The 26,758-nt window shown below is 65.9% G+C and carries 24 protein-coding genes, 1 other RNA gene and 2 pseudogenes; 11 read left to right on the top strand and 16 right to left on the bottom strand.

Going from position 1 to position 26,758, the window contains the following annotated elements; genetic code table 11:
* The 9 genes and pseudogenes from aroB to minE form a co-directional block, all read left to right on the top strand.
* On the top strand, positions 1-1,068 hold the full coding sequence (aroB, locus tag Atep_RS00220; RefSeq protein ID WP_213379445.1) for a 3-dehydroquinate synthase: 1,068 nt from the start codon (positions 1-3) through the stop codon (positions 1,066-1,068).
* A gap of 161 nt (positions 1,069-1,229) precedes the next feature.
* An RNA gene (gene ffs / locus Atep_RS00215) (signal recognition particle sRNA small type) lies at positions 1,230-1,326 on the top strand.
* An 81-nt stretch (positions 1,327-1,407) separates the two neighbouring features.
* Positions 1,408-3,078 (top strand): DNA polymerase III subunit gamma/tau, encoded by a 1,671-nt coding sequence (dnaX, locus tag Atep_RS00210; protein WP_213379443.1) that lies wholly within the window; start codon positions 1,408-1,410, stop codon positions 3,076-3,078.
* 138 nt (positions 3,079-3,216) lie between these two features.
* Positions 3,217-3,540 (top strand): YbaB/EbfC family nucleoid-associated protein, encoded by a 324-nt coding sequence (locus Atep_RS00205; protein ID WP_213379441.1) that lies wholly within the window; start codon positions 3,217-3,219, stop codon positions 3,538-3,540.
* A 4-nt stretch (positions 3,541-3,544) separates the two neighbouring features.
* A complete protein-coding gene (gene recR / locus Atep_RS00200) occupies positions 3,545-4,141 on the top strand; it encodes a recombination mediator RecR (RefSeq protein WP_213379439.1) in 597 nt (198 codons plus the stop codon).
* 24 nt (positions 4,142-4,165) lie between these two features.
* Positions 4,166-4,510, top strand: coding sequence for a histidine triad nucleotide-binding protein (locus tag Atep_RS00195; RefSeq protein ID WP_176976962.1), 345 nt, complete (start codon positions 4,166-4,168; stop codon positions 4,508-4,510).
* A 126-nt stretch (positions 4,511-4,636) separates the two neighbouring features.
* Entirely contained in the window at positions 4,637-5,446 is an 810-nt protein-coding gene (gene minC, locus Atep_RS00190) for a septum site-determining protein MinC (protein WP_213379437.1), read from the top strand.
* Positions 5,447-5,497: 51 nt separating this feature from the next.
* On the top strand, positions 5,498-6,307 hold the full coding sequence (gene minD / locus Atep_RS00185; RefSeq protein WP_213379435.1) for a septum site-determining protein MinD: 810 nt from the start codon (positions 5,498-5,500) through the stop codon (positions 6,305-6,307).
* A gap of 3 nt (positions 6,308-6,310) precedes the next feature.
* Positions 6,311-6,583, top strand: a pseudogene (gene minE / locus Atep_RS00180) (cell division topological specificity factor MinE); the annotation flags it as partial.
* 29 nt (positions 6,584-6,612) lie between these two features.
* Here the strand turns inward: minE and dapE are convergent.
* From dapE to dapC, 3 genes are read right to left on the bottom strand one after another with little or no spacing between them, the layout of a single operon-like run.
* A complete protein-coding gene (gene dapE, locus Atep_RS00175; RefSeq protein ID WP_213379433.1) occupies positions 6,613-7,752 on the bottom strand; it encodes a succinyl-diaminopimelate desuccinylase in 1,140 nt (379 codons plus the stop codon).
* A gap of 19 nt (positions 7,753-7,771) precedes the next feature.
* Positions 7,772-8,593, bottom strand: a complete 822-nt coding sequence (gene dapD / locus Atep_RS00170) for a 2,3,4,5-tetrahydropyridine-2,6-dicarboxylate N-succinyltransferase (RefSeq protein WP_213379431.1) — start codon at positions 8,591-8,593, stop codon at positions 7,772-7,774.
* 43 nt (positions 8,594-8,636) lie between these two features.
* Positions 8,637-9,845 (bottom strand): succinyldiaminopimelate transaminase, encoded by a 1,209-nt coding sequence (dapC, locus tag Atep_RS00165; RefSeq protein ID WP_213379428.1) that lies wholly within the window; start codon positions 9,843-9,845, stop codon positions 8,637-8,639.
* Positions 9,846-10,056: 211 nt separating this feature from the next.
* Between dapC and hemH the strand changes: the two genes are divergently transcribed.
* Positions 10,057-11,169 carry a ferrochelatase gene (gene hemH, locus Atep_RS00160; protein WP_213379426.1) on the top strand — a complete coding sequence of 371 codons (1,113 nt, stop codon included), beginning with the start codon at positions 10,057-10,059 and terminating at the stop codon, positions 11,167-11,169.
* Here hemH and Atep_RS00155 read toward each other — a convergent pair.
* The 8 genes and pseudogenes from Atep_RS00155 to mazG all read right to left on the bottom strand — a co-directional run.
* On the bottom strand, positions 11,159-11,557 hold the full coding sequence (locus tag Atep_RS00155) for a hypothetical protein (RefSeq protein ID WP_213379424.1): 399 nt from the start codon (positions 11,555-11,557) through the stop codon (positions 11,159-11,161). The two genes, hemH and Atep_RS00155, sit on opposite strands and share 11 nt — an antisense overlap.
* 190 nt (positions 11,558-11,747) lie before the next feature.
* Positions 11,748-11,969: a hypothetical protein gene (locus Atep_RS00150; RefSeq protein WP_213379422.1), complete on the bottom strand. Its 222-nt coding sequence runs from the start codon at positions 11,967-11,969 to the stop codon at positions 11,748-11,750.
* Between the two features lie 4 nt (positions 11,970-11,973).
* Positions 11,974-12,513 (bottom strand): hemerythrin domain-containing protein, encoded by a 540-nt coding sequence (locus tag Atep_RS00145; protein WP_336511367.1) that lies wholly within the window; start codon positions 12,511-12,513, stop codon positions 11,974-11,976.
* Between the two features lie 41 nt (positions 12,514-12,554).
* Positions 12,555-14,258 carry a potassium channel family protein gene (locus Atep_RS00140; RefSeq protein WP_213379418.1) on the bottom strand — a complete coding sequence of 568 codons (1,704 nt, stop codon included), beginning with the start codon at positions 14,256-14,258 and terminating at the stop codon, positions 12,555-12,557.
* 16 nt (positions 14,259-14,274) lie between these two features.
* A complete protein-coding gene (locus tag Atep_RS00135) occupies positions 14,275-14,658 on the bottom strand; it encodes a DUF6394 family protein (RefSeq protein ID WP_213379416.1) in 384 nt (127 codons plus the stop codon).
* Between the two features lie 84 nt (positions 14,659-14,742).
* Positions 14,743-17,568 (bottom strand): excinuclease ABC subunit UvrA, encoded by a 2,826-nt coding sequence (gene uvrA / locus Atep_RS00130; RefSeq protein WP_213379414.1) that lies wholly within the window; start codon positions 17,566-17,568, stop codon positions 14,743-14,745.
* A 16-nt stretch (positions 17,569-17,584) separates the two neighbouring features.
* Positions 17,585-17,809, bottom strand: coding sequence for a hypothetical protein (locus Atep_RS00125; protein ID WP_336511366.1), 225 nt, complete (start codon positions 17,807-17,809; stop codon positions 17,585-17,587).
* Between the two features lie 300 nt (positions 17,810-18,109).
* Positions 18,110-18,721 (bottom strand): annotated as a pseudogene (gene mazG, locus Atep_RS00120) (nucleoside triphosphate pyrophosphohydrolase); the annotation flags it as partial.
* Between mazG and Atep_RS17035 the strand changes: the two are divergent.
* The gene (locus Atep_RS17035; RefSeq protein ID WP_419467506.1) at positions 18,707-19,117 is read left to right on the top strand and encodes a TusE/DsrC/DsvC family sulfur relay protein; all 411 of its coding nucleotides are present in this window, start codon (positions 18,707-18,709) and stop codon (positions 19,115-19,117) included. The pseudogene mazG and the gene Atep_RS17035 overlap by 15 nt on opposite strands.
* 17 nt (positions 19,118-19,134) lie before the next feature.
* On the opposite strand, the gene Atep_RS00110 is transcribed toward Atep_RS17035, so the two are convergent.
* The 5 genes from Atep_RS00110 to Atep_RS00090 all read right to left on the bottom strand — a co-directional run bounded on the left by Atep_RS00110 (position 19,135) and on the right by Atep_RS00090 (position 26,748).
* Entirely contained in the window at positions 19,135-20,580 is a 1,446-nt protein-coding gene (locus tag Atep_RS00110) for a TrkH family potassium uptake protein (protein WP_213379412.1), read from the bottom strand.
* A gap of 12 nt (positions 20,581-20,592) precedes the next feature.
* Entirely contained in the window at positions 20,593-20,859 is a 267-nt protein-coding gene (locus tag Atep_RS00105) for a diguanylate cyclase (RefSeq protein ID WP_213379410.1), read from the bottom strand.
* 70 nt (positions 20,860-20,929) lie between these two features.
* Positions 20,930-24,346: a DEAD/DEAH box helicase family protein gene (locus Atep_RS00100; RefSeq protein WP_213379409.1), complete on the bottom strand. Its 3,417-nt coding sequence runs from the start codon at positions 24,344-24,346 to the stop codon at positions 20,930-20,932.
* Positions 24,343-25,509: an ATP-binding protein gene (locus tag Atep_RS00095; protein ID WP_213379407.1), complete on the bottom strand. Its 1,167-nt coding sequence runs from the start codon at positions 25,507-25,509 to the stop codon at positions 24,343-24,345. Before Atep_RS00095 ends, Atep_RS00100 begins: the two co-directional genes overlap by 4 nt.
* 111 nt (positions 25,510-25,620) lie before the next feature.
* A complete protein-coding gene (locus Atep_RS00090) occupies positions 25,621-26,748 on the bottom strand; it encodes a restriction endonuclease subunit S (RefSeq protein WP_213379405.1) in 1,128 nt (375 codons plus the stop codon).
* Positions 26,749-26,758 lie beyond the last annotated feature (10 nt).

The raw sequence follows: 26,758 nt of genomic DNA, 5'->3' as shown, positions 1-26,758 counted from the left end.
ATGCGAACCCTGACCGTCGAACTCGGGGCGCGCAGCTACCCCATCCACATCGGTTCCGGTCTGCTGAGCGATCCCGATCTCTACCGCCCCCATCTGCGCGGCTCGCAGATCATGATCGTCACCAACGAGACGGTCGCCCCACTCTACCTGGCGTCTGTCCGCCAAGCCTTCGACGGACTCCATGTCCGCGAAATCATCCTGCCCGACGGCGAGGTCTACAAAACGCTCGAAGTCTGGAACCGGATCTTCGATGCACTGCTCGCCGAGCGTTTCGCGCGCGACTGCACCCTGATCGCACTCGGCGGCGGCGTGGTCGGCGACATGGCCGGCTTCGCGGCGGCCTGCTATCAGCGCGGGGTCGACTTCATCCAGGTTCCGACCACGCTCCTGGCCCAGGTCGATTCCTCGGTCGGCGGCAAGACCGGCATCAATCACCCCGCCGGCAAGAACATGATCGGCGCCTTCCATCAGCCGCGCGCCGTCATCGCCGATACCGATACCCTCGGCACCCTGCCCCAGCGCGAACTCTCGGCCGGACTGGCCGAGGTGCTCAAATACGGCTTCATTCGCGACGCCGAATTTCTCGACTGGCTCGAATGCCACATGACCGGGCTGATGTCGCGCGATCCCGACGCCCTGGCCCACGCCATCCAGCGCTCGTGTGAGGTCAAGGCGCAGATCGTCGCCGAGGACGAGTTCGAGTCCGGTAGCCGCGCCCTGCTCAATCTCGGTCACACCTTCGGTCACGCCATCGAGACCGGCGTCGGCTATGGCGAATGGCTGCACGGCGAGGCGGTCGGCGCGGGCATCTGTCTGGCCGCCGCGCTCTCGGCACGGCTCGGCCGGCTGACCGAGGCCGAGGTCGAGCGCACCCACCGCCTGATCGCCGGTGCCGGCCTGCCGACCGCACGCCCGGAGAATCTCGCCCCCGAACGGATGCTGGAACTCATGGCCGTGGATAAGAAGGTGCTCGCCGGCCGGTTACGCCTGGTGCTGCTCAGGCAGCTCGGCGAGGCCGTCGTCACCAGCGAGTTCGATCGCGACGCCTTGGCGCACGTCCTGGCTTGAGCGGTCGCCGCCCACGTCGGCGGCGACCTGCGTCGATCCCCTGAACCTCGATGCTTGCTGGCCGACCCTGCCCCGGATCGTTTGTGTTCCAGGGACGTCTCTGCTAATCTCCGCGCTCGCTCCGGCGGCACCCGTCGCCGAGCGACCGTCATGGTGGCCCACGCCGGTCCCCTCGCAACGTGAAGCCGTGAACCCGGTCAGGCCCGGAAGGGAGCAGCCGCAGCGGCGGAGTCGTGTGCCGGGGTGCGGCTGGCGCGGGTCGCCGCCCCCGTACGCCGTTCTTCGCCCTCTGCCCGCGATTCCCCACGCCGTCCAGGTCCGGACTGATATAATCGCGCCATGTCCTATCAAGTGCTTGCCCGCAAATGGCGTCCCCGGTCGTTCGACGATATGGTCGGGCAGCAGCATGTCGTGCGCGCGCTCTCCAATGCACTCGACCGCGATCAGCTCCATCACGCCTATCTGTTCACCGGCACCCGCGGCGTCGGTAAGACCACACTCGCGCGCATCCTGTCCAAGGCGCTCAACTGCGAGCAGGGCGTCAGCTCCCATCCCTGCGGGGTCTGCTCGGCCTGTCGTGAGATCGACAGCGGGCGTTTCGTCGATCTGCTCGAAGTCGATGCGGCCTCGCGCACCAAGGTCGACCAGACCCGCGAGCTGCTCGAAAACGTCCCCTATGCCCCGGCGCGGGCGCGCTTCAAGGTGTACCTCATCGACGAGGTGCACATGTTCTCGGGCCACAGTTTCAATGCGCTGCTCAAGACGCTCGAAGAGCCGCCGCCTCATGTGAAGTTCCTGCTCGCGACCACCGATCCGCAGAAGATCCCGGTCACGGTGCTCTCGCGCTGTCTCCAGCTCAATCTGCGCCGGTTGCTGCCGGGCGAGATCGTCGACCGGCTCCGCTATGTCCTTGAACAGGAAGGACTGGAGTTCGAGTTAGCCGCCCTGCCCTTACTCGCGCGTGCCGCCGACGGCAGTCTGCGCGACGCGCTCAGTCTGCTCGATCAGGCGATCGCCTTCGGCGGCGGACGGGTCGTCGAGGCCGAGACGCGCGCCATGCTCGGCACCGTGAGCGGCGATCTGGCGCTCGACATCCTCGATGCCCTGGCCGCCGGCGATGGTGCCGCCGTGCTGGGCGTCGTCGAGCGTGCGGCGGCCATGACGCCCGATTTCGCCGAGCTCCTGCGCGAGCTGATCGGACTCCTGCACCGGCTGGCGCTGATCCGGCAGGTGCCCAAGACCCTGGCCGAGGACGACCCCGATCGCGTCCGACTGCTGGCGTTGGCCGAACAGCTCGCCCCCGAGGACGTGCAGCTCTTCTATCAAATCGCCCTGACCGGCCAGACCGACCTGCCGCTGGCGCCCGATCCGCGCGGCGGGCTGGAGATGGTACTGCTGCGCGCGCTCGCCTTTCGCCCGGTCCCAGGTGCGAGGTCTGTCGAAACGTCCCGGTTCGGCGCGGATGGAACTCCAGCCGCTCGGCCGGCAGCGAACGTCCAGGCCGCACCAGCGACACCGGGCGTGCGACCCGTTCCGCTTCAGTCGTCCGATCCACCGCCGCCACGGGCCGACTCCCGCGCTGGAGCCACAGAGCCGACGCCCATCCAGTCCGGCACGAAGACACTCGAAAACGCCGCCGACTGGCAGCGACTCGTCGCGCAGTTGTCGATCGGCGGCATCGCCAACCAGCTCGCTCATAACTGTGCCTTTTGCGGATACAGTGACGGGCGGCTCAGTCTCCAGCTCGATCCAACGGCCGCCGGCCTGCGGACTCCAAGCACACTGGAGCGTCTGAAGAGCGCGCTCGAACAGGCGCTCGGCCGTTCGGTCGAGCTGGAGATCAAGGTCGCGCGCCCCGAGCAGGAGACCCTGGCACAACGGCGCGCGCGCGAGGCCGGAGAGCGCCGACAGGCCGCCGTCGATCAGATGCACGCCGATCCGGTCGCCCGCTCGATGCGCGAGACCTTCGATGCGGATTGGGCGCCGGGGAGCATCCGTCCGGCCGACTGAGGCCGACGGCTTGGACATCACAGCGCGATCAGCTATCGCCGCGATGCGCATTTCAGGCATGATTGGCCCCGACGGGCTCGATCGAATACGAGCGCCCGGAGCCGCCGGGCGCGCTGTCACAACCCTCGAGGTGAACACATGAAGGCACTGGGTGGCCTGCTCAAGCAGGCGCAGAAGATGCAGGAAGACATGCAGCAGGCGCAGGCGCGTCTGGCGCAGGAAGAAACCACCGGCGAGGCCGGCGGCGGTCTGGTCAAGGTGACGCTGAACGGCCAGCATCAGGCCAAGCGCGTCGAGATCGACCCCTCGCTCATGGGCGACGACAAGGAGATGCTGGAAGACCTGATCACGGCGGCCATCAACGCCGCCAGCCAGCGCATCGCCGAAAAGGCCAAGGAGACCATGACCGAGCTGACCGCCGGGATGCCGCTGCCTCCGGGCATGAAGCTGCCCTGGTCCTGAGCGGGTGGGCGAGCGTTCGCTGCTGAACCAATTGATCGAGGCCCTGCGCTGTCTGCCGGGCGTCGGTCCCAAGTCGGCGCGGCGCATCGCCTTCCATCTGCTGGAACGCGATCGTGAGGGCGGCGCACGTCTGGCGCGTGTGATGGCCGAGGCCATGGTCGCGATCCGGCGCTGTTCGCGCTGCCGGACCCTGACCGAGCACGATGTCTGCGCGCTCTGCGCCAACCCCAATCGCGACGATTCGCTGCTGTGCATCGTCGAACAGCCGTCGGAAGTGGTGGCCATCGAGCAGGCAACCGATTATCGTGGACGCTATTTCGTGCTCGGCGGACGGCTCTCGCCGCTCGACGGCATCGGCCCGGACGAACTCGGACTCGATGTGCTCGAAGCGCGCATGCGCGACGAGTCCATCGCCGAGGTCATCCTCGCCATCAGTCCCACGGTCGAGGGTGGAGCCACGGCGCATTTCATCGCCGATCGTGCCGCCCGTCATGGCGTGCGCGTGACCCGCATCGCCCATGGAGTGCCACTGGGCGGCGAGCTGGAGTACGTCGACGGCGGAACCCTGGCGCTGGCCTTCTCCGGACGGCGGGCGCTGTGATCGATTGTTCGAGGGAGCAAACCCATGTCCGACACCATTTTCGGTAAGATCGCCTCCGGCGAGATCCCCGCCGATCTCGTCTACAAGGACGAGGACGTCGTGGCCTTCCGCGACATCAGCCCGCAGGCGCCGACGCACCTGCTGGTGATCCCGCGCAAGCCGATCCCGACGCTCGACGCCGCCGGCCCGGAGGATGCCGAATTGCTCGGCAAGCTGCTGCTGGTCGCGGCCCAGGTCGCGCGCGAGGCCGGCATCGCCGAGCGCGGCTACCGCACCGTCATCAACTGCAACGCGGAGGCCGGACAGACCGTCTTCCATCTGCATCTGCACGTCCTCGGCGGACGTCCGATGCAATGGCCGCCGGGTTGATCCGTCTTTCGCTTCTGGCACGATTTGCTTACTCTTAGTGGCTCCAGCCCAGCCCCCGCGCTGACGACTGGATGCGTGTCGAACCCAGCCGGAGACCCACAGCGCTCGTCGCTCGATCCCAACGACATGGCCGTGAAATCGACTTCTTCAACGACTGCCTCCGATGGCGCCGGCACCTTCGAGCTCAAGGCGGCCGGCTTCACTCTGCCCATCATCCGCCTGCTCGACAGCGACATCGAGACCGTGGCGTCGCGGCTGGGGGCCAAGGTGGAGAAGGCGCCGGACTTCTTTCGCAACACCCCGGTGGTGATCGACCTGAGCGATCTGGCCGGGGACCAGGGCTCGATCGAGCTACCCCGGCTCGTCGGTCTGTTGCGCGGCTACGGCATGATCCCCTTCGGCGTGCGCGGTGCGGATGCCGAGCAGATGGCCGCCGCCGAGGCACTGGAACTGGCGATCCTACGTGAGTCCTATGTGAAGCGGACCAAGTCGGCGGGCGAGCTGGCGACGGACCCCGAGCCTGAACTCGTGCCGGCCGCCGCGCCGGCGAAGACGTCCGACAAGCCCCAGGCGTCGGCCGAGACGGCCCAGCCGCGTGCCACGGGACAATCCGGTTTCATGCTGATCACCAAGCCGGTGCGCTCCGGCCAGCGCATCTATGCCGCCGGCGGGGATCTGTCGATCATCGCCCCGGTCAGTTCGGGTGCCGAGCTGATGGCCGACGGCAACATCCACGTCTATGGCCCGCTGCGCGGACGCGCGCTCGCGGGCATGAGCGGCAACATGGAGGCGCGCATCTTCTGCCACGATCTCCAGGCCGAACTGATTTCGATCGCCGGACACTATCGTGTCAGCGAAGGTATTCCAAATGAACTGCGGGGTGTCCCGGTCCAGATCTTCCTGGACCAGAAGATCCTGCGTATCGAGAAACTCTGAACATTCGCCGTGCCGTGGAACGGTGCGGAACCCCCGAAGGAGGGTGTGACCTTGGCAAGAATCATCGTGATCACCTCGGGCAAGGGCGGGGTCGGCAAGACGACCACGGCCGCCGCGCTGTCCATGGGGTTGGCTCAGCGCGGCAAGCGCACCGTCGTCATCGACTTCGATGTCGGTCTGCGCAACCTGGATCTCATCATGGGGTGCGAGCGGCGTGTCGTCTATGACTTCATCAACGTCATCAACGGCGAGGCCAACCTCAATCAGGCCCTGATCCGCGACAAGCGCTGCGACAGTCTCTATGTGCTGCCGGCCTCGCAGACGCGCGACAAGGATGCACTGACCAAGGACGGCGTGGAGCGCGTCCTGAACGATCTGGGGGACAACTACGACTTCATCGTCTGCGATTCGCCCGCCGGCATCGAGCATGGCGCCTACATGGCCATGTACTTCGCCGATGACGCCATCGTCGTCACCAACCCCGAGGTCTCCTCGGTGCGTGATTCGGACCGGATGCTCGGCATTCTCTCCAGCCGCTCGAAGCGTGCCGAGGAGAGCATGGAGCCGATCCGCGAGTATCTGCTCCTGACCCGCTACGATCCGATGCGCGTGGCCAACGGTGAGATGCTGAGCGTCGACGACGTCCAGGAGATCCTCTCGCTCAAGCTGCTGGGCGTGGTGCCCGAGTCCAAGGCGGTGCTCAATGCCTCCAACGCCGGTATCCCGGTCATCCTCGACCGCGAGAGCGACGCCGGTCAGGCCTACGGCGACATGGTGTCGCGTTATCTGGGTGACGATGTTCCGCACCGTTTCCTGTATCCGGAGAAAAAAGGCCTGCTGAGCCGCATCTTCAAGGGGTGAACCATGGGTCTGCTCGATTATTTCGTATCCTCGCGCCCCAAGGCGACGGCGGGCAATGCCAGTGTGGCCAAGGAGCGCTTGCAGATCCTCGTCGCCCATGATCGCGTCGCGCGGGACAAGCCTTCCTATCTGCCGCAGCTCCAGCAGGAGATCCTGGCGGTGATCCGCAAGTACGTCGAGGTCGACATGGACGCGGTCTCGGTGACCTATGAACAGGCCGAGTCGCACGAGGTGCTGGAGCTCAACATCATCCTGCCCGAGTCGGCGTCGGCGCGCGGAGCCTGTGAGACGCTACCGGCGGCGGATCAGTCCGCCGTCGGCAACAGTAACCGTTCGATCACCCGCCCGTAGATGCGGTGTAGCTGATCGAGATCCGCGACCGCGACACATTCGTCGACCTGATGGATGGTCGCGTTGAGCGGCCCGAGTTCGACCACCTGGGCGCCGGTCGGGGCGATGAAGCGTCCGTCCGAGGTGCCGCCGCTGGTCGAGAGTTCGGTCTCGATGCCGCAGATTTCGCGGATGGCTGCGCGTGCCGCCTCGACCAGCTCGCCGGGTGTCGTCAGGAAGGGATGACCCGACAGACGCCAGGAGAGTTCGTAGTCGAAATCGCCCCGGTCCAGGATGGCGCGCACCCGGCGCTTGATGGTCTCGGGGTCGAGTTCGGTCGAGAAACGCAGGTTGAACTGCGCCTCCAGTTGGCCGGGGATGACGTTCTCGGCGCCCGTGCCCATGTTGAGGTTGGCGATCTGGAAGCTCGTCGGCGGGAAGTAGGCGTTGCCCTGATCCCAGACCTCGGCACAGAGTGCCGCCAGCGCGCCGGCGGCGGCATGGAAGGGATTCCTGGCCAGATGCGGATAGGCGACATGGCCCTGTTTGCCGTGGATGGTCAGGAAGCCCGAGAGACTGCCGCGCCGCCCGTTCTTGATCGAATCACCCAGTCGCTCACGACTCGACGGCTCGCCGACCAGGGCATAGTCGATGTGCTCGCCGCGCTGCTGGAGCCGTTCGACGACCTTGACCGTGCCATCGATCGCCGGGCCTTCCTCGTCGCTGGTGAGGAGAAAGGCGATCGAGCCTGGATGCTCAGGATGCGCGGCGACGAAGGACTCGACCGCCGTCACCATGGCCGCAACCGAACCCTTCATGTCCGCCGCGCCGCGTCCGTGCAACATCCCATTGCGGATGACCGGGTCGAAGGGATCCGAATCCCAGAGATCCGGCGGCCCGGCCGGCACCACGTCGGTATGTCCGGCCAGACAGAGCAACGGGCCTTCGGTGCCGCGCCGCGCCCAGAGATTCGTGACCTCGCCGAAGGGCATCGGCTCGACGGTGAAGCCGATCGCCGCCAGACGCTCGGCGATGAGTTCCTGACAGCCCTGATCCTGGGGCGTGACCGAGCGACGGCGGACGAGTTCACAGGCCAGCTCGAGCGTGGGCGACATTGCGGCGACCTCCGAGCGATCAGATATCACGCAGCAGTTCGTTGATGCCGACCTTGCCGCGCGTGCGCTCGTCGACCTGCTTGATGATGACGGCGCAATAGAGGCTGTGGCTGCCGTCCTTCGCCGGCAGGTTGCCCGAGACCACCACGGCGCCGGGCGGGACGCGGCCATAGGTGATCTCGCCGGTCTCGCGGTTGTAGATCTTGGTGCTCCGGCCGATGTAGACGCCCATCGAGATCACTGCGCCCTCGCCGACGATCACGCCCTCGACGATCTCGGAACGCGCGCCGATGAAGCAGTTGTCCTCGATGATGGTCGGCGCCGCCTGCACCGGCTCCAGCACCCCGCCGATGCCGACACCGCCCGAGAGATGGACGTTCTTGCCGATCTGGGCGCAGGAGCCGACCGTGGCCCAGGTGTCGACCATGGTTCCCGAGTCGACATAGGCGCCGATGTTGACATAGGACGGCATGAGCACGCAGCCGGAGGCGATGTAGGAACCGCGCCGCGCCGTGGCCGGCGGTACCACGCGCACCCCGCCCTCGCGGAACTCACGCGAGTTGGTATCGGCGTACTTGGAGGGCACCTTGTCGTAGTAGTTGGTGAAACCGCCCTTCATGAAGGCGTTGTCCTCGATGCGGAAGGATAGGAGCACCGCCTTCTTCACCCACTCGTTGACCACCCAATCGCCGTCGCGCTTCTCGGCCACGCGCAGCGCGCCCTGATCCAGACGCTCGATGACATCCTGCACCGCGTCGCGGACATGGGTCTCGACGTTGCGCGGGGTGATCTCGGCGCGGCGCTCGAAGGCTTCGAGGATGATGTTCTGCTGGTCGCTCATGATGGGCTGATACCTGTTGGGTCTTGTTGGAAAGCGGTTGAATTCAGAGACGTTCGACGAAGGCGCGGATGCGCTTGGCGGCATCGACGCATTCGTCGAGCGGCGCGACCAGGGCGATGCGCACCCGGCCGGCGCCTGGGTCGTAACCGTCGATCTCGCGCGAGAGGAAGCGTCCAGGCAGCACGGTGACGTTCTCCTGTGCGTAGAGATCGCGTGCGAAGTCGGTGTCCGGGATCGGCGTCTCCAGCCAGAGGAAGAATCCGCCGGCGGGCGTCTCGACCGGCATCACCGGGCCGAGGATCTCGCTCACGGCGGCGAACTTCTCGCGATAGAGACGCCGATTCTCGCGGACATGCGCCTCGTCGCGCCAGGCGGCGAGGCTGGCGTACTGGGTCGGCAGCGACATGGCGCAGCCGTGATAGGTGCGGTAGGCGAGGAAGTCGCGGATGAGTCGGGCGTCACCGGCGACGAAGCCCGAGCGCAGTCCGGGGGCGTTGGAGCGCTTCGACAGGCTATGGAACACCAGACAGCGCTCGAAGCCGTCGTTGCCCAGCGCGGCGGCGGCCTGGAGCAGACCGGGCGGCGGGGCGTCCTCGTCCTGATAGATGTCGCCATAGCACTCGTCGGAAGCGATGACGAAATCGTGCCGTTCGGCCAGTTCGATCAGTCGGGTCAGGGTCGGCCGGTCGAGCACCGCGCCGGTCGGATTGCCGGGCGAGCAGAGATAGAGCAACTGGCAGCGATCCCAGGTCGCCGCATCGACCGAATCGAAATCCGGGATGAAGCCGTTCTCGGGTCGGCAGGCCAGATACTGCGGCTCGGCGCCGGCCAGCAGCGCCGCGCCCTCGTAGATTTGATAACAGGGATTGGGCATCAGCACCAGAGGCGCGGGGTGCGTGCGATCGACGACCGCCTGGGCGATGGCGAACAGCGCCTCGCGGGTGCCGTTGACCGGCAGGATGTGGCGCTCGGGATCGACGGCCAGCGTCGCACCGCCCTCGGGCCGAAAACGCGCGCCCAGCCAGTCGGCGATGGCCCCGCGCAGTTCGGGCAGACCGCGCGTGGTCGGATAGACCGACAGCCGGTGCAGATGCGCGATCAGCGCCTCGCTGATCAGACTCGGCGTCGGATGTTTCGGCTCGCCGATCTGTAGACCGATGGCATCGCGCTCGCGCGGCGGATCCATGCCCTGCTTGAGCACGGCGAGCTTCTCGAAGGGATAGGACTGGAGTCGGCCGAGATCCGGGTTCATCGATGACGTCAAAACCTGAGTGGAGGCGCCGGCCGCTGGATCGGGCCTGAACGCTGAACGAAGCGCGCTAGTATAGGCGAAGCCACCCCACGGCTCTATGGCGCGACCGGGGGCGCATCGGTCGCGGATCTCCGGTACCATTCCCGCCCATACCGGCCGACGGCCCGAGCGCCGCGTCCCGCCACCCTTGCCCGTAGTGATGCCTCGTCCGATGACCTTCATGAACACGCCCGACTATCGTCACGACACCCCGGAACGGCTTGGGGTACTGCTCGTCAATCTCGGCACGCCGGACAGCCCGAGCGTACCGGACGTGCGCCGCTATCTGGCCGATTTCCTCTCCGACCGGCGCGTGGTCGAGATGGCGCGTCTGCCCTGGATGCTGCTCCTGCACGGCATCATCCTGCGCACCCGTCCGGTGCGCTCGGCCCATGCCTATGAATCCATCTGGACGCCTCAAGGCTCGCCGCTGCTGGAGATCTCGCGCCGTCAGGCCACAGTGCTCCAGGCTCTGCTCGACGCGCGCCTGGGCGGGCCGGTCAAGGTCGCGCTCGGGATGCGCTATGGCCGGCCGTCGATCGCCTCGGGACTGGCCGAGCTACGAGAGGCCAATGCGCGGCGGATGCTGATCCTGCCGCTCTATCCGCAGTATTCGGCCACCACCGTCGGCACCGTTTTCGACGCCGTGGCGCGCGAACTGATGCGCTGGCGCTGGCTGCCCGAGCTGCGTTTCGTCAACCAGTATCACGACGAGCCGGGCTATATCGCCGCGCTGGCCGCGAGCATCCGCGCCCACTGGGCCGAGCATGGTCAGGCCGAACGGCTACTGCTGTCCTTCCACGGCATCCCCAAGGACTATTTCGATCAGGGCGATCCCTATTTCTGCCACTGTCACAAGACCGCACGGCTGCTCGCCGAGGCGCTGGAACTGCCGGCCGAGCGTTGGGGGCTGTCGTTCCAGTCGCGTCTGGGCAAGCAGGAATGGCTCAAGCCCTATACGGATGCGACGCTCGAAGACTGGGGCCGGTCCGGGGTGAAATCGGTCCAGGTGCTCTCGCCCGGATTCTCGGCCGACTGTCTGGAGACACTCGAAGAGATCGCGGTCGAGAATCGCGAACTGTTCCTCGAAGCGGGCGGCCAGTCCTACGAGTACATCCCCTGTCTCAACGACAATGCCGATCACATGGCACTGATCGCCGATCTGGTGGTGCGGCATTGCAGCGGCTGGCCCGAGATCGAGCGCTCCGCCGCCGATGCCGATGAGCTGGTCAAACGTGTCGAGCGTGCGCGATCCCTTGAGTCGAGCGGGAACATCAAACTCTGAGGACGCTAGCGACCTGCTGCGCACTGATCCGGCCGGTCTGTGCCTGAAAAGCGAGCTGGGGATTCTGCGCCATCGTCTCCCGAGCCGTCTGAGCCATGGCCATCGCCTGCCCGGAATCCAGGCCGCTGTCCGACCTGGACTCGACGGTTCCGGTCGTGGAGGCACCGGCTTGTTGCAGACGCAAGGCTTCCGGCGAAATCGAGATGGTTTCTCTGGAGGAACCGACCGTTTGCGTCGGTGGCGTGGAGTTGGAGCCGCTATTCGGCGTCGATGTGGTCACATTGGGGGTGGCCGGCGTGCCTTCGGACCCGGAATCGACGCGCGGTGACGTATAGGCCCTGGTTGCGCCCGTCGACGGCATGTTGCTGGATAAACCGATTTCGTTCATAAAAACCTCCAGGCTCCGCGAATGCGGTGTGTCGATCACTGTACCTGATTAGGTAGTATAGCCGCTGATCGTTCCATTCGAGTCCATTCGGCGGCGTCGTCGGTCACTTCAGCGCGCCGAGGTTCCGGCGACGAGTGCGCCCCGCGACAGATCCCGAGCAACGGCAATCCCTCGGTCAGCGCCGCCCGGATCACCGCCATCTCCAGCGCAGCGTGCCGTAGACGAACACCTGCGAGGTCACGCCCGACTCGATCGGCGGCCGGTCCGCAGGCGGAACATAGCCCCAGGGACTGAGCAGACTCAGCCACGGCCAACCGGCCAGGAGCACGGCTCCGCTTCCAAGCACCAGTGAGGCGTGTACCAGCCGGCGGCCCGTGTGGTCGTCACGGCTCCGGGTCAAGACACGGCTCACGCACTCAGGGCTGGACCTGCTCGACGAGCTGACGATAGAGCGCCTTGAAGCGCTGCGGATCGGGCGCCCCGAACACCGGATCCTCGATCGCCGGAGCGACGGCCTCGATCTCGGCCCAGTCGGCCTCGGTCAGGTGTTCGAGCGCCAGCGGAAGGGCTTCGCGCTCCTCCTGGATCAGATGACCGCGCTGGTTGCCGACCAGGGCGCGACCGGCGGCCTCGACGTCCTCGCGCAGCAGCACTTCTTCGCTCAGAATCCCCAGCAGCGACTGGCGGAAATCCTTGGTCAACCGGCTCAGGCCCGCGTGCTGGCGCATGGGAATGCTGAGGATCTCGGACGGCTCGACGCCCTTGTCGATCAGACGCTGGAAGATCAGATCCTCGGTCGGGTGATGGACGATGTCGGCATAGCTGTCCATGTATTCGAGCAACTCGTCCATGAGCTCGTAGTCCGGCTCGTCGCCCTCGTGAAAACGGTCGAGCAATTCTTCGAGCAAGTCGAGCACCCGCCGCAGTCGTGCGTGATCCTGTCCGAGTCGTGTCATGATTGCGTGCATTACTCCATCCTCTTGTTTTAGTGATCTGTTCATCGGCGCTCACGCGCGAACCAGCGCCAGGCCGGCCCCTCGCGCGGACTCTCACCGTCGGTGACATAACGCAGCGCATGGAGGTTGCACAGCGCCCAGTCCATGCGCCGGCGTGCTTCCTCACGTCCGCAGAACAGCAAGCGGTCGCCCGGACCGATCTGTATGTCGAGTGCGGGCAGCGGCCGGTGCTCCTGCCCCTGGATCAGCAGCAGCGGAATCACCGGCAGGGTGCGTTCGCGTTCGAGCGGATCGCGCAGGAGCGTTCCGAGCCTGATGGTCCGTCCCCGCCGCGCGGCCTCGCGGATCGCCGGGGCCTGAGTCCCGTCGATCGTCACCTCCCAGACATAGGGCTTGCGCCCCTCGACCAGGGCGATGATGCGGCTGATGAGCTGACTGGCCCAGGCTTCGTCGCACCGCAGACGCGCCAGCCGGGACAGCTCCGACAGCAGCGGCGTGATCAGGCGCATCCGGATACGGTGCGCGATGATGGTACTCGGGTTCATGATCGACTGCGCGCCGACCCGGTCGAAGAGCTCCTGATTCTGGATGTGGTTCTCGCGCGCGATCACGTACAGATCGGGGTTGAGCGTCAGCGCGGTCATGATGATGGATAGATTGTCGGCATCCTGATCGGTTCCCGCCACCAGCCCGACGGCCTGACGGATCTCGGCCTGTTCCAGGGTGACGGCCTCGGTGCCGCGTCCGTGCACCACACCCTCGGTGGGGATGCCGGTCCTGTGCGGCTCGGCCTCGATGATCGACAGCTCGAAGCCCTGGGCCTTGAGATGCTTGTACATCGCCTTACCGAAGCGACCGTAACCGCAGATGACCCAGCGTCCATGGCGCGGCGGGTAGTTCGGCTCGTTGAGTTCGTCGCCGCCGCGTCCCGAGAGCCAGTCGATCAACAGGGTCTGACAGGGCGACTGGATGGAGAAGGCGATATAGGACGCGAAGGCATCGAAGGGGTCGTAGATGTGATCGGTGCCGAAGGAGGCCATGTTGGCCTCGATCTCGTGGGAGTCGGCGCGACAGATGACCTTGACCTCGGGATGCAGCAGCTTGGCGGCGATGGCGATCTTGAGATTGGCCTCGTTGACGTTGGTGAGCGCCACCACGCCGCGACAGAGCGGATGCTTGAGTCCGGCGGCCTCCAGGATGTGCGGACTGCGCGCGTCGGCACAGAGCGCGGGCACGTATTCGCGCTGGTTGTCGAGTTGGAGCAGATTGATGCGATCTGGATCGATGTCGACCACGACCGACTGGATGTGCCGCTCCATGAGTCCACCGACCAGGGCGCCGCCGGTCTGACCATAGCCGCACACCAGATAGAAGGGCACGCCGAGCCGGCGCACCTGATTGCGAAAGCGTCGCTCGGCGATGGCGCGCTGGAGCGTGGCGTCCTGCAGGAGGGCGATCAGGTTGCCGATGGCATAGATCCACACCGCCACGGTGAAGAACACCGACAGCGAGACCCAGATCCGCTGCGCATCGGTGAAGGCGTTGGGCAGCTCGCCGAACCCGATGGTCGTCGACATGTAGCTGACGAAATAGAAGGCATGGAACAGACTGGTGCGCGTCGGTTGTCCGTCGGCGTCCTGGGCCGGGATGAGCGCCAGCCCGGCCATGGCGATCGCATAGACCACGATCAGTGTCAGCAACGGCGTGCGCATACGCCGCAGCACGAGGAAGAAGATGGTGTCCAAGGCTCAGTCGCTCTGCTCAGCGCCGCAGCAGCACCGTCTCGATGACCAGCAGCACCACCGAGACCACGTTGGCGATCATGGCGCCGCCCGAGAGCGAGACGATGCTGGCCATGACCGAGGGCGTCATGCCGGTCTCTGTGGCATGGACGGCGATGGTCCAGACCAGTGAGGCGGCCAGCAGTTGCAGCATGGCCACCAGACTGGTCGCCAGCAGCACCGCGCCCATCTGGGTGCGGTCACCGAACTTGAGCACGGTGGCGATCATGTTGACCACCACCACGAAGAACAGCTCCCAGGCGTGATGGTGATCGGGATTGTCGATCTCGCCGACGAAGAAGCCGAAGTTGAGCGTCAGGGCGAGCACGATGAAGAAGCCGAAGGCGACCTTTTCTGGGTTCATGGCGAATGTATGCGGTGTGGCGATAGAGTCGTAGGGGTAGTTTACACTCTCGCCTGATGTCATAGGCGTGCCGTCGCTCGCCGGCTACCACCCACGCTCCAGCAGGGGCCGCAGAAAGCGCCCGGTATGGGACCGCTCGTCGGCGGCGATGGTCTCGGGCGTGCCGATGGCGACCACCCGTCCGCCCCGGTCGCCCCCCTCCGGCCCCAGGTCGATGATCCAGTCGGCGGTCTTGATGACGTCGAGATTGTGCTCGATCACCACTACGGTGTTGCCCTGGTCGCGCAGTCGATGCAGCACTTCGAGCAGATGCTTGACGTCGTGGAAATGCAGCCCGGTGGTCGGCTCGTCGAGGATGTAGAGTGTGCGCCCGGTGTCGCGTTTGGAGAGCTCGCGGCTGAGCTTGACGCGCTGCGCCTCGCCGCCCGAAAGCGTGGTCGCGCTCTGGCCGAGCCGGACATAGGACAGGCCCACGTCCAGCAGCGTCTGGAGTTTGCGCGCGATCACCGGTACCGGGGCGAAGAAGTCGAGCGCTTCCTCGACCGTCAGGTTCAGCACCTCGTCGATGGACTTGCCCTTGTAGCGGATCTCCAGCGTCTCGCGGTTGTAGCGCCGCCCGCGACAGACATCACACTGCACATGCACGTCGGGCAGGAAGTGCATCTCGACCCGGATCACGCCATCGCCCTTGCACGCCTCGCAACGCCCGCCCTTGACGTTGAAGCTGAAGCGCCCGGCGTCATAGCCGCGCGCGCGTGACTCGGGGACGGCGGCGAACAGGTCGCGCACCTGGTTGAACAGCCCGGTATAGGTCGCCGGATTGGAGCGCGGCGTGCGACCGATGGGACTCTGGTCGATGTCGACCACCTTGTCGAAGTGCTCCAGCCCCTCGATGGCCGTATGAGGCGCGGGTGTGAGGCCGGCGCCGTTGAAGTGACGCGCGACCACAGGGAACAGGGTGTCGTTGATCAGGGTCGACTTGCCCGACCCCGAGACGCCGGTGATGCAGCAGAATGTACCGACGGGGATCGAGACATCGACCGCGCGCAGGTTGTGGCCGCTCGCGCCCAGGATGCGCAACTGGCGTGCGGGGTCGTTGGGCGTGCGCCGGACGGGGATCTCGATGCGCAGCGCGCCGGACAGATAGCGTCCGGTCAATGAGGCCGGGTTGGCGGCGATCTCATCCGCCGTGCCCTGAGCGACGACCTCGCCGCCATGCGCGCCCGCGCCCGGTCCCATATCCACCACCCAGTCGGCGGCGCGGATCGCCTCTTCATCATGCTCGACCACGATCACGGTATTGCCCAGATCGCGCAGATGGGTGAGCGTCTTCAGGAGCCGCGCGTTGTCGCGCTGGTGCAGTCCGATCGAGGGTTCGTCCAGGATATACATGACCCCGACCAGTCCGGCACCGATCTGGCTGGCGAGCCGGATACGCTGGGCCTCGCCGCCCGAGAGCGTCTCGGCGCTGCGTTCGAGCGTCAGATAGTCGAGTCCGACGTCGACCAGGAAGCGCAACCGGGCGGCGATCTCGGTGATGACCGGGGCGCCGATCGCGCCGCGTTGGCCCGGCAGTTCCAGGGTCTCGAACAGACGCAACGATTCGCCGACCGGCAGGCCCGAGATCGCCGGCAGGTTGTGCCCGGCGATGAAGACATGACGCGCGGCCTCGTTCAGGCGTGTGCCCGCGCAGGCCGGACAGGGCCGCTGCGAGAGATAGCGCGCCAGTTCCTCGCGCACCGTGTTGGATTCGGTCTCGCGATAGCGCCGCTCCATGTTGCGCAGGATGCCCTCGAACACCTGCGGCTTGGCACTGCCCTTGGCGTGCGGCAGCTTGAGCCGGATCTTCTCCGTGCCGCTGCCGTAGAGGATCACCGCGCGCACCGTCTCGGGTAGCTCGATCCAGGGGATCTCGACATCGAAGCCATAGTGCTCGCCGAGCGAGCGGATCAGTTGGAAGTAATAGGCGTTGCGCCGGTCCCAGCCGCGCACCGCACCGCCGGCCAGACTCAGTTCCGGATGCACCACCACCTTGTCGGGATCGAAAAAGGGTTCCACGCCCAGCCCGTCGCAGGTCGGGCAGGCGCCGGCCGGATTGTTGAACGAGAACAGACGCGGCTCCAGCTCCGGCAGGCTATAGCCGCAGAGCGGACAGGCGAATTTGGACGAAAAGGTCAGCTCGGGACGCTCGGGTTCATCGATCCAGCCGACCTGGACGAGGCCGCCGGAGAGGTTGAGCGCGGTCTCGAACGACTCGGCCAGACGCAGCGCCAGATCGGCGCGCACCCGGAAGCGATCGACGACGACCGCGATGTCGTGCTTCTTCTTCGGGTCCAGCTCGGGCGGCGCGTCCAGCTCGTACAGTTGCCCGTCGATGCGGGCGCGCACGAAGCCCTGGGCGTGCAGCTCACCGAGCAGGCGCTGATACTCGCCCTTGCGCGCTGCGACCACGGGCGCGAGCAGCATCAGTTTCTCGCCCTCGGGCAACGCCAGCACGCGGTCGACCATCCGGCTGATGGTCTGGGCGTCGAGCGGCTCACCATGAGTGGGGCAGCACGGCTGACCGACGCGCGCGAACAGCAGGCGCAGATAGTCGTGGATCTCGGTGATGGTGCCGACGGTGGAGCGCGGATTGTGCGAGGTGGTCTTCTGCTCGATGGCGATCGCCGGGGACAGCCCCTCGATATGATCGATGTCGGGCTTCTCCATCATCGACAGAAACTGGCGCGCATAGGCCGAGAGCGACTCGACATAGCGCCGCTGTCCCTCGGCATAGAGGGTGTCGAAGGCGAGCGAGGACTTGCCCGAACCGGACAATCCCGTCAGCACGATCAGCCGCTCGCGCGGCAGATCCAGGTCGATGTTCTTGAGATTGTGGGTGCGCGCACCGCGCAGTCGGAGGCTGTGCATGAAAGTGGCCTTGGGTTCAGCCCTGGCGCTCGGTGGCCTTGGCCAGTGTCCATTGTCGCTCCATCTCCTCGCGGGTCTCCAGACCCGGTTCGAGTCCCTGTTCGCGCAAGCCGCGCTCGACCTGGGCGAAGCGATGTTCGAAGCGCTGATTGGCGGCGCGCAACGCCTGTTCGGCATCCACGCCCATGTGTCGGGCCAGATTGACACAGGAGCAAAAAACAGTTCTTGATTTTTTCTTCATTTTTCATCAGGATTTTCCACTGTAGATAGGTTATCTACAAGCGTGAAGGTTTCACGCTCCATGGTCAGGGTCAACGTCGAATCGCAAGGTTGTTCTCTGTTCAGGATGAACGCCGAGGCAATTTTTATGGCGCAAGCTGGGTTTCGACGGTTGACACGGCCCATGTTGCCGGTGTTGACCGGCCATTCGGTTGGGACTGCTCAACCCGGACTCCAGTTGCTCGCCCACCAGGGCGCTATCAACGGAGAGCGAATCACTTAAAAACCACCATAAGCAACTTTGTTTAGGTTTTTAGGAACAGAACAGCAGATCGCCGATCTCGTGGACGCGCTCGGTCGGATCGGAGTGCTCGGCCAGGGTCGCGCGACACTCGGCGAGCTCTTCCTCGACCTTGTCGAAGACGGCTGAGACCTCATCCCAGTCGAAGCCGACCCGCGCGGCACGACGCTGGAGCTTCTCGGCACGCACCAGGGCCGGCAGTGCGCGCGCGACGCCGGCCAGGATTCCGTTCGACTCCCCGCTCTCGGTGCCCGCGCGCTCGGCAGCCTTGATCTGCTCCCAGCGGACCCGGATGGCCGCCGCATCCGCCAGTTCGGCCGCGCCGAAGACATGCGGATGGCGCCGGATCAGCTTGTCGCAGATCGCCGCGACCACGTCGGCGAAGGCGAAATGACCTCCCTCCTCGGCCATGCGCGCATGGAAGACGACCTGGAGCAGCAGGTCGCTGAGTTCATCGCGCAAGGCCGCCATGTCTTCGCGCTCGATCGCCTCGGCGACCTCGTAGGCCTCCTCCAGCGTATAGGGCAGAATAGTGCGGAAGGTCTGCTCCAGATCCCAGGGACAGCCGTCCTCGGGATCGCGCAGGCGTGCCATGATGGCGATGAGTTGGTCGATCGGGTGGATAGGGTTCATAGATCCGGAGTCGTTATTGAGAAGGGCGAGTCACCAGGTCTTGGGCTGAAACTGGGCGTCGTTGCGAATCTCGACCGACTTGCCCCGACTGGGCCAGCACGAACAGACCCTTGCGGTAGGCAAAACGCCCGACCTGATCCGGAACCACCATCCCGGCCACGGCCCCCTGCAGTTGATAATCACGGTATTGCGGGAGAGGTGATCCGCTTTTTGCGCGAACACTTCGCCCGGCACGGCGCCCAGGCGACGGTGCGCGACATGATCGCGCACTTCAAGCGTCTCTGGGGCGCCGAGGACGGCGGTAACCGGGGCCTGCATCGGCTGTTTCCGCGCGGCGGTCCGCAGAAGCAGGGCAACCGGCTGGCGGGGCTGCTGCGCACCAAGGGCGAGCATTGACCGCTACCAGCCTGAACTCACTGCCGCCAGAAGGCCGGCATGAACAGGATCAGCAGGGTGAAGATCTCCAGCCGCCCCGCCAGCATCCCGAAGACCCCCAGCCACTTGACCGCTGGATCGACCGCGGCGAAGGTGACGGCCACCTCGCCCAATCCCGGCCCGCAGAGATTGACCGTGGTGAAGACCGCGCCGAACGCCGATTCCAGATCCAGCCCGGCGGCCATCATGGCCACCGTCAGCAACATACAGGTCGCGATATAGAGCACATAGAAGCCCCAGACCGACAGCAGCACGTCCTCCTTGATGACATGCCGGCCGATCTTGACCTCCAGCACCGCATGCGGATGGGCGAACTGGAACAACTGACGAACCCCCAGCTTGACCAGCAGCATCACGCGCAGCACCTTGAGTCCGCCCGCCGTCGAGCCGCCGCAGCCGCCGATGAAGGACAGGATGACCAGCACCAGGGGAATGTGCAGCGGCCAGTCGCCGAAGGTCGCGGTGCCGAATCCGGTGCTGGTCATGATGGAGACGACCTGGAAGACGCCATGCCGTAGTGCTGAACCGACATCGGCATAGGCCTGCGCCCAGTACAGACTGGCGGCGATGAAGAGCGAGCCGCCGAGGACGATCAGCCCGAAGGTGCGCGTCTCCGGATCATGCAGATAGGCCCGGACGTCCAGATCGCGCCAGGCGACGAAATGGATGGCGAAGTTCACGGCGCCGGCCAGCATGAAGACGATGGCGATCGCCTCGATCAGCGGGCTATCGTAATAGCCCAGACTGGCGTCATGGGTCGAGAAGCCGCCGGTGGCCACGGTCGCGAAGGCATGGCCGACGGCATCGAACAGCGTCATCCCGGCCAGCCAGAACGCCAGCGCACAGGCCGCCGTCAGACCGAAATACAGCGACCAGAGCACGCGCGCCGTCTCGCCGATACGCGGTGTCGGTTTTTCGTGCTTGGCCACACCCGAGGCCTCGGCCCGGTAGAGCTGCATCCCGCCCACGCCCAGCAGCGGCAGGATGGCCACCGCCAGCACGATCACACCCATGCCGCCGAGCCACTGGATCTGCTGACGATGGTAGAGGATCGACTTGGGTAAGCGGTCGAGTCCGTCGATGACGGTCGCGCCCGTGGTGGTGAAGCCCGAGATCGACTCGAAGACCGCATCGGTCAGGTTCAGATGCAGTCCGAGAATGAAGGGCAGTGCACCGAATACCCCGAGCAGCGCCCAGAACAAGGCCACGATCAGAAAACCGTCGCGCACCGAGAGTTCGCTCTCACGATGGTAGTTCGGCAGCCACAGCAGCAGACCCGCGCCCAGGGTTGTCAGGAGTGACTCCAGGAACACCGGCCACTGCCCATCCTGATACAGCAGCGCCACGGCCAGCGACGGCAGAAAGCTCAGGCTGTAGAGCATCAACAGCAGACCGAACAGCCGGATGATGGCGCGCCAGTGCATGGTTCTACCGTGTTATCGAGCCGGTACCAAGGGGGTACGGCTAGAGTAGCCGCCGTTCTCGTCCCGCCGCATCTCCGGCGCGAAGCGCAACACGCGGTTTCGTCCCTCGTCCTTGGCCCGATACGGAGCCACATCGGCATATTTGAGCGTCTGCCAGAAGGTTTCACTGTCCTCGGGAAACAGCGCCACGCCGACTGAGATCGTTTTCTCCAGCTCGCCGCCGGCGATGCGGAATTTGTACTGCTCGACCGCTGAGCGGATCTTTTCGGCCACCTTCATGGCCGCTTCCCCATAGGCACCCCTTCATGGCGCTCACCCGATGACTGGAAGCCTTGTTCCGATGTGAGTGTCACGCCGCGATCGCCGTGGTCCGAACGGCGTTCAATATTCCGACCAGCTCATCCACCTGGCTCGAACTGAAGAGTCCATCCGGGCCGTGCGGCGTCAAGTCCGTGAATGGGGACTCATAGAGCATCGCCGCTTCCATCACGCCGTGCTCGGTGAGGTGGTTCACGATCAGGTTGATGAACTCGATCTGATTGGCGCTCCACGACTTCCCGTTGAGGAAACCGGCCAACGCTTCCTTCGCCGCTTGGCGATCGAGGCCGACCAGCGAGCGCACGAAGAGCCCGAGCCCGTGGGACTCCTCGGCGGCGCGCCGGATGTCCTCCGCGCCGCCAACGCCGCTCTCGGCAAGCATGCGTTGAAGCTCGGTGAGATCGGCAGCGGTCAGCGCCTTGTTCATCCGCAACTTGTGAATTGCCATGTGGTCCTGGTGTGAGCGGAGAAAGGCCTGCGCCTTGGCGCGGAACCTCGCGTAGTCGGTGCCGTGGCCAAAACCCGGCAGATCGACCGCTGTCTCGCCGCCCATCTCGTCCTCGAAGTCGGTGTAAATGGGCTTGCGCTTGCGCTTCTCGATGAACTCGATCAGATCACGCAGGCGCCGGCGCATGCCTTCGAGCATCGGGACGGTCACGTCCTGCCACCATTCGTCGGTCTGCACGTCCCGGATCAGCGCCATCTGCTCGCGCACCATCGGAATCGCCGACTTCTCCTCCAGCAGGCCGGCGAGCTCCTTGACCTGGTCGCGCAGGCGAGCGAAGCCCGGCTCCGCCCGCAGCATCGCCAGCTGGAGGTTCAGCACCAGCAGGTCGAAACGCTTGGCCTCCTCGTTCTCCGGGTCGAGTCCCGAGGGCAGGCCCGCGACCTGGTGCGACAGATCCGAGAGCGCTTCAGGTGACAGCACGGCCCAGGCCTCGGGCTTGGCGTACTGCTCGACGATGCGCCGCTTGGGCCGCACGACGAAGTTGTCGAGGTTCATCGCGGCCACTTCCCTGTGCAGCAACGCGGCGACCTGCGCCCGCACCTCGTGGTCGGATTCCGGATGCCCATGCGGCGGCGCCCCTGTCTCGCGTGCCGTCTGGCGGTCGGCGTCGGCGAGCCTCTTGTCCAGCTCACCGATCAGCTCCAGCCGGGCATCGAACAGGCGCTTGCCCAGCGATTCGCCCAGCGCCCCCTCGGTGGCCGGGATGTTCCGGCTGAAGTACTCCAGGTTCCGGCAGTAGTCGAAGACGCAGAAGTACTCCTTGTGCTTGCCGGGGCCGAACAGATCCGGACACAGGCGTGTGCCGCGCCCCAGCATCTGCCAGAACTTGGTCTTCGAGCGCACCAGCTTGAAGAACACCAGGTTCACGACCTCGGGAATGTCTATGCCGGTGTCGAGCATGTCCACCGAGATCGCAATGTGCGGCGCCTTGTCCTTGGCCGAGAAGTTGTCGATCAGGCTCTGCGCATACTCGGTCTTGAATGTGATGACCCGCGCGAACTCGCCCTTGTAGTGCGGGTAGTTGGCATTGAAGCGCTCGGCGATGAACTCGGCATGGTGCTGATTCTTGGCGAACAGGATGGTCTTGCCGAGCCGGTCGCCGCCGGCCACCTTGAGGCCCCGCGTCATGACGTGTTCCAGGACCTTGTCCACCGTGTCCTTGTTGAACAGCCATTTGTTGACCGCCTCCGCCTCCACGCGATCGGGTACGTTGCCATCCTCGTCCCAGTCCAGCGCGTCCCACTGGTCCTTGTCCTCTTCGGACAGCTCGTCGTACCTGATCCCTTCGCGCTGGAACTTCAGCGGCACCGACACGGCCTTCGGCGGCACGAGGAAGCCGTCGCGCACCGCCTCGTCGAGTCCGTAGGCGTCGGTCGGGACGCCGTTTTCCAGGTCGAACAGGCTGTAGGTGTTGCGGTCCACCTCGTCCTTGGGCGTGGCCGTGAGCCCGACCAGCAGCGCGTCGAAGTAGTCGAAGATCGCGCGGTACTTCTGGAACACCGAGCGGTGCGCCTCATCGATGACCACCAGGTCGAAGTGACCGACCCCGAAGCGCCGCCGGCCGTCGCGTGTCTCGTCGATCAGCCCCATCATCGTCGGATAGGTGGAGACGAAGACCCGCCCCTCCGCGTCCTTCTCGGTGACCAGGTTCACCGGCGACGCATCGGGAAGAAAGTGCTTGAAGGCATTGACCGCCTGATTCACCAGCGCCACGCGGTCTGCCAGGAACAGCACGCGCTTGACCCAGTTGCAGCGCATCAGCAGATCGACGAGCGCGATGACCGTGCGCGTCTTGCCGGCGCCGGTGGCCATCACCAGCAGCGCCTTGCGGTCGTGGTCGCGCTCGAAGGCCTCGGCGATGCGCCGGATGCCGCGCGTCTGGTAGTAGCGCTCGACGATGGCGGAATCGATCTCGGCCGCCGCCGGCGGCTTGCGGGTGCCGCGCCGCCGGATCGCGAGCTCCAGCTCCGCCTTCTTGTAGAAACCCTGCACCGCGCGCGGCGGGTAGCGCGTGTCGTCCCACAGCCAGTGCTCGTAGCCGTTGGAGTAGAAGATCAGCGGGCGCCGGCCGAACCGGCGCTCGAGGCAGTCCGCATACAGCTTGGCCTGCTGCTGGCCGACCCGCGCATCGCGCCGGGTGCGCTTGGCTTCGACCAGCCCGAGCGGCCTGCCGTCGTCGCCCCAGAGCACGTAATCGACGAAGCCCTTGCCCTCCTGGTTGGGCATGCCGCTGACCTCGAACTCGCGGTCCCGCGGCTGATCGAGCGGCCAGCCGGCTTCCTTGAGCAGCAGGTCGATGAAGTAGTCGCGGGTCTCGGCCTCGGAGTAGTCGTGGGTGTCCGGCTGCGCCGCTGCCGCCTGCTTGGCCGCCGCCACCTCGGCGCGCAGGCGCTTCAGCTCCTCGTCGAGCGTGGTCTTGTCGGCCAGCAGGGCGGCGAGCTTCTCGTCGCGCTCGCGTAAGGACGCTTCAAGACGTTGCAACTGCTCGGCCGACGGCCCGCGCACCGGTGTCGCCTTCGGCAATGCGGCCGCGTCGAAGGTCAGGCCCGGTGCCGGGCGCGCCGCACGGCCGTAGGTGCGCGCAAGCCAGTACGTCACGTGGAACAGCTCGCGCACCGCGACCACCGCGTCGTCGGGTGGAATCGCCCGATGCCCGTGCACGGCGCGGTTGCCCAGCGTGTTGATGATCCGCGCCTTGCTGAACACCGCCTCGCCGGCGGCTTGCTTGAAGCTCGGCTCGTGGATCAGCGCCGACAGGTTGTCCTGGTACGGCAGCTTCAGCGAAGCATCGTGCTTGTAGGCCCAGCTCACCGCCAGTTCGAGCGCGCGCCGCGCGTAGAAGCACGCGGTGCGTGGATCGGCGTGCACGGCGGCTTCGGCCCGCGCTGCGGACTCGTACACCGCGGCCCACTCCGCCTGCAGGAACGTGAACTGACTCATGCGGCGCCGAGCTCCTCGCACAGGTCCGGCAGCGACACGGCCTGGACGCCGTCGCCGATCGGGAAGCGCTCGTCGCCACCGTACACCACGCGGCGCTGTTCGGGCTGCACGTCCGCGCAGGCGAGGTGGAAGCCGCGTTCGAGCTTCGGCGCCGTGCCGCGCTTGATCTCGATGGCCCAGGGCTGGCGGCGGCCGGGCAGCTTGAGCAGCAGGTCGATCTCGGCGCCGGCGGCGCTGCGAAAGAAGAAGGCCTCGGTGCCGAGCGGCGCGGCGGCGATCAGCGACTCGACCGCCAGGCCCTCCCAGCTCGCGCCCGCCACCGGGTGCGCGAGCAGCGCTTCGGCGTCGGTGATGCCGAGCAGGGCATGCACGAGGCCGCTGTCGCGCACATAGACCTTGGGCGACTTCACCAGCCGCTTGCGCACTTTGCCGTGCCACGGCATGAGGCGGCGCACCAGCAGCAGGTCCACCAGCAGGTCGAGATAGGCCGCCACCGTCTTGCCGTCCACCGCCAGCGAGCGCGCCAGTGCGGCGGCGTTGAGCAGCCCGCCCTGCTGGTGCGCGAGCATGGTCCAGAGCCGGCGCAAGGTCTCGGCCGGGATGCGCGGCCCGAGTTGGGGAATGTCGCGTTCGAGGTAGGTGCGGATGAAGTCGGCCCGCCAGCGCAGGCTGGCCGCATCGGAGCCGGCGAGCAGGCTCTCGGGAAAGCCGCCGCGCAGCCACAGCGCGTCGAGCCGCGCGCGGCCCGCTTCGCCGGCATCGAGCGGGGCCAGCTCCAGGTAGCGGATGCGCCCGGCGAGCGACTCGCCCGACTGCCGGAGCAGGTCGATCGACGCCGAGCCCAGCACCAGAAAGCGTCCTCTGCCGCGCCCGCGGCGGCGGCCGGCGTCGATGAGCCCGCGCAGGCTCTGAAAGAGTTGCGGCGCGCGCTGGATCTCGTCGAGGACGACCAGCTTGTCCTCGTGCTGCGCGAGATAGCCCTCGGGGTCGGCGAGCCTGGCGCGGTCGGCCTCGGACTCGAGATCGAGATAGACCGAGGGCCGGGCCCGGGCCACTTCCAGCGCGAGCGTGGTCTTGCCCACCTGGCGCGGCCCGAGCAGCGCCACGGCTGGCGCTTCGGCCAGGGCGGCGGTGAGCGTCGGCAGCAGGCGGCGGGGGATCATCCTTGCAATTATGGAGCGGCGCTCCGCAATTGCAAGGTTGATTGGCCTAACCTCTGCCACCGGCTCCGGCACCCGGCTTGGAGTACACGCCGATGAACTCGCCACGCATGGCTACAGCTCTCCCCGGAAGGCGCGGTGCTGGAGGGAGGCGAACAGGGCGTCGAGTTGGTGCAGCGATGCACGCTGGTTTGTCGCCAGTGTTTTGATGCCCGCGACGCGGCAAACAAAGAGACGCTGAAGGTCGACAGGCGGAAGCATCGTTGGAAGAACGGCGAGCTTCTCGCCAGTCAAATGGGCGATCGTCGCCGATGTCACTCCACTTAGGCCGCCACGCTTGACAAGAAACCAAAGAAGCCATGCGAGATAGTCAGGGGCTGCCAGTCGTCGATCAGGGCGAGCCCGATGCAGGGCTTTCTGGAAATAGCATTCTTCAATTTCGCCTTGCCAGACAGCTGCGCGTCCTGGCTCACCGCCTTCGCAGATCAGTAAGTCACCAGGCTGCAGCCTCAGAATCCGCCGCTCGTCCTCGTCAAAGTCCATTTCCAGAAGGTTGGTGATGTCGAACCGGAACCACTGCACGTTCGCATTGCGAAGATAAGGCCGGCGATTCTGGCCCGTCTGCTGCTTCTGATCGAGCATCTTGCCAAGCCTGGTCTCGCACACCTCTCCGAATGGTTTCTTGGGCCACCCCTTCGGATTCGTGGCGGGGTCGCCGAACATGTCGAGGAAGATGGATTGGGTGAGGGTGTCGAGCTGGGCGAGGGCGGCGCGGCGCTTGGCCCGCAGCGCGTCCGCCTTGTCCAGGATCTCCGCAATCCGCCGCTGCTCGGGGAGGGGAGGGAGCGGAACTACGATCTGCGCGGCCCCGGCCTGAGTAAGCTTCCCGCGCGTTGTTCCGGTGACCCAAGGCGTGACGTCGTAGTTCTCAAGAACACGACATAGAAACCCCAAATCGACGCACGCCTTCGGGCGCAGCACATGCGCATGGTTATTCACCCACGTCTTGCCAGAGACGCGGTAGGCAATGCCTCTGTCAGGCGAGCCAAAGTGCCCACCATCTTCCGCAAGTAGCAACAGCGGCTCGTCAAAGATGAAGTCGTCGATGGTCCCCTGCAGACCATTTGCGCCGTAGTACGGGTACTCTCCGGCGCGCCGGTCTGACTCGGTGACTGGGCGACGCATGCTGTCGAGGAACTCGACCACATCGCCCAACTGCTTCTTCGGGTAGGTGTCGGTCAAGGAACTACGG

This window comes from Allochromatium tepidum (genome assembly GCF_018409545.1).
In the GTDB taxonomy this organism is placed as follows: domain Bacteria; phylum Pseudomonadota; class Gammaproteobacteria; order Chromatiales; family Chromatiaceae; genus Thermochromatium; species Thermochromatium tepidum_A.
Note: the sequence above shows the minus strand (reverse complement) of the source record. Positions and strands in the feature narration are given on the sequence as shown.

Bases quoted from the DNA above. Each gene is read 5' to 3' on its own strand.
- aroB (WP_213379445.1), top strand. From the start codon at position 1: ATGCGAACCCTGACCGTCGAACTCGGGGCGCGCAGCTACCCCATCCAC.
- dnaX (WP_213379443.1), top strand. From the start codon at position 1,408: ATGTCCTATCAAGTGCTTGCCCGCAAATGGCGTCCCCGGTCGTTCGAC.
- Atep_RS00205 (WP_213379441.1), top strand. From the start codon at position 3,217: ATGAAGGCACTGGGTGGCCTGCTCAAGCAGGCGCAGAAGATGCAGGAA.
- Atep_RS00195 (WP_176976962.1), top strand. From the start codon at position 4,166: ATGTCCGACACCATTTTCGGTAAGATCGCCTCCGGCGAGATCCCCGCC.
- minC (WP_213379437.1), top strand. From the start codon at position 4,637: ATGGCCGTGAAATCGACTTCTTCAACGACTGCCTCCGATGGCGCCGGC.
- dapE (WP_213379433.1), bottom strand. From the start codon at position 7,752: ATGTCGCCCACGCTCGAGCTGGCCTGTGAACTCGTCCGCCGTCGCTCG.
- dapD (WP_213379431.1), bottom strand. From the start codon at position 8,593: ATGAGCGACCAGCAGAACATCATCCTCGAAGCCTTCGAGCGCCGCGCC.
- dapC (WP_213379428.1), bottom strand. From the start codon at position 9,845: ATGAACCCGGATCTCGGCCGACTCCAGTCCTATCCCTTCGAGAAGCTC.
- hemH (WP_213379426.1), top strand. From the start codon at position 10,057: ATGACCTTCATGAACACGCCCGACTATCGTCACGACACCCCGGAACGG.
- Atep_RS00155 (WP_213379424.1), bottom strand. From the start codon at position 11,557: ATGAACGAAATCGGTTTATCCAGCAACATGCCGTCGACGGGCGCAACC.
- Atep_RS00145 (WP_336511367.1), bottom strand. From the start codon at position 12,513: ATGACACGACTCGGACAGGATCACGCACGACTGCGGCGGGTGCTCGAC.
- Atep_RS00135 (WP_213379416.1), bottom strand. From the start codon at position 14,658: ATGAACCCAGAAAAGGTCGCCTTCGGCTTCTTCATCGTGCTCGCCCTG.
- uvrA (WP_213379414.1), bottom strand. From the start codon at position 17,568: ATGCACAGCCTCCGACTGCGCGGTGCGCGCACCCACAATCTCAAGAAC.
- Atep_RS00125 (WP_336511366.1), bottom strand. From the start codon at position 17,809: ATGAAGAAAAAATCAAGAACTGTTTTTTGCTCCTGTGTCAATCTGGCC.
- Atep_RS00110 (WP_213379412.1), bottom strand. From the start codon at position 20,580: ATGCACTGGCGCGCCATCATCCGGCTGTTCGGTCTGCTGTTGATGCTC.
- Atep_RS00105 (WP_213379410.1), bottom strand. From the start codon at position 20,859: ATGAAGGTGGCCGAAAAGATCCGCTCAGCGGTCGAGCAGTACAAATTC.
- Atep_RS00100 (WP_213379409.1), bottom strand. From the start codon at position 24,346: ATGAGTCAGTTCACGTTCCTGCAGGCGGAGTGGGCCGCGGTGTACGAG.
- Atep_RS00095 (WP_213379407.1), bottom strand. From the start codon at position 25,509: ATGATCCCCCGCCGCCTGCTGCCGACGCTCACCGCCGCCCTGGCCGAA.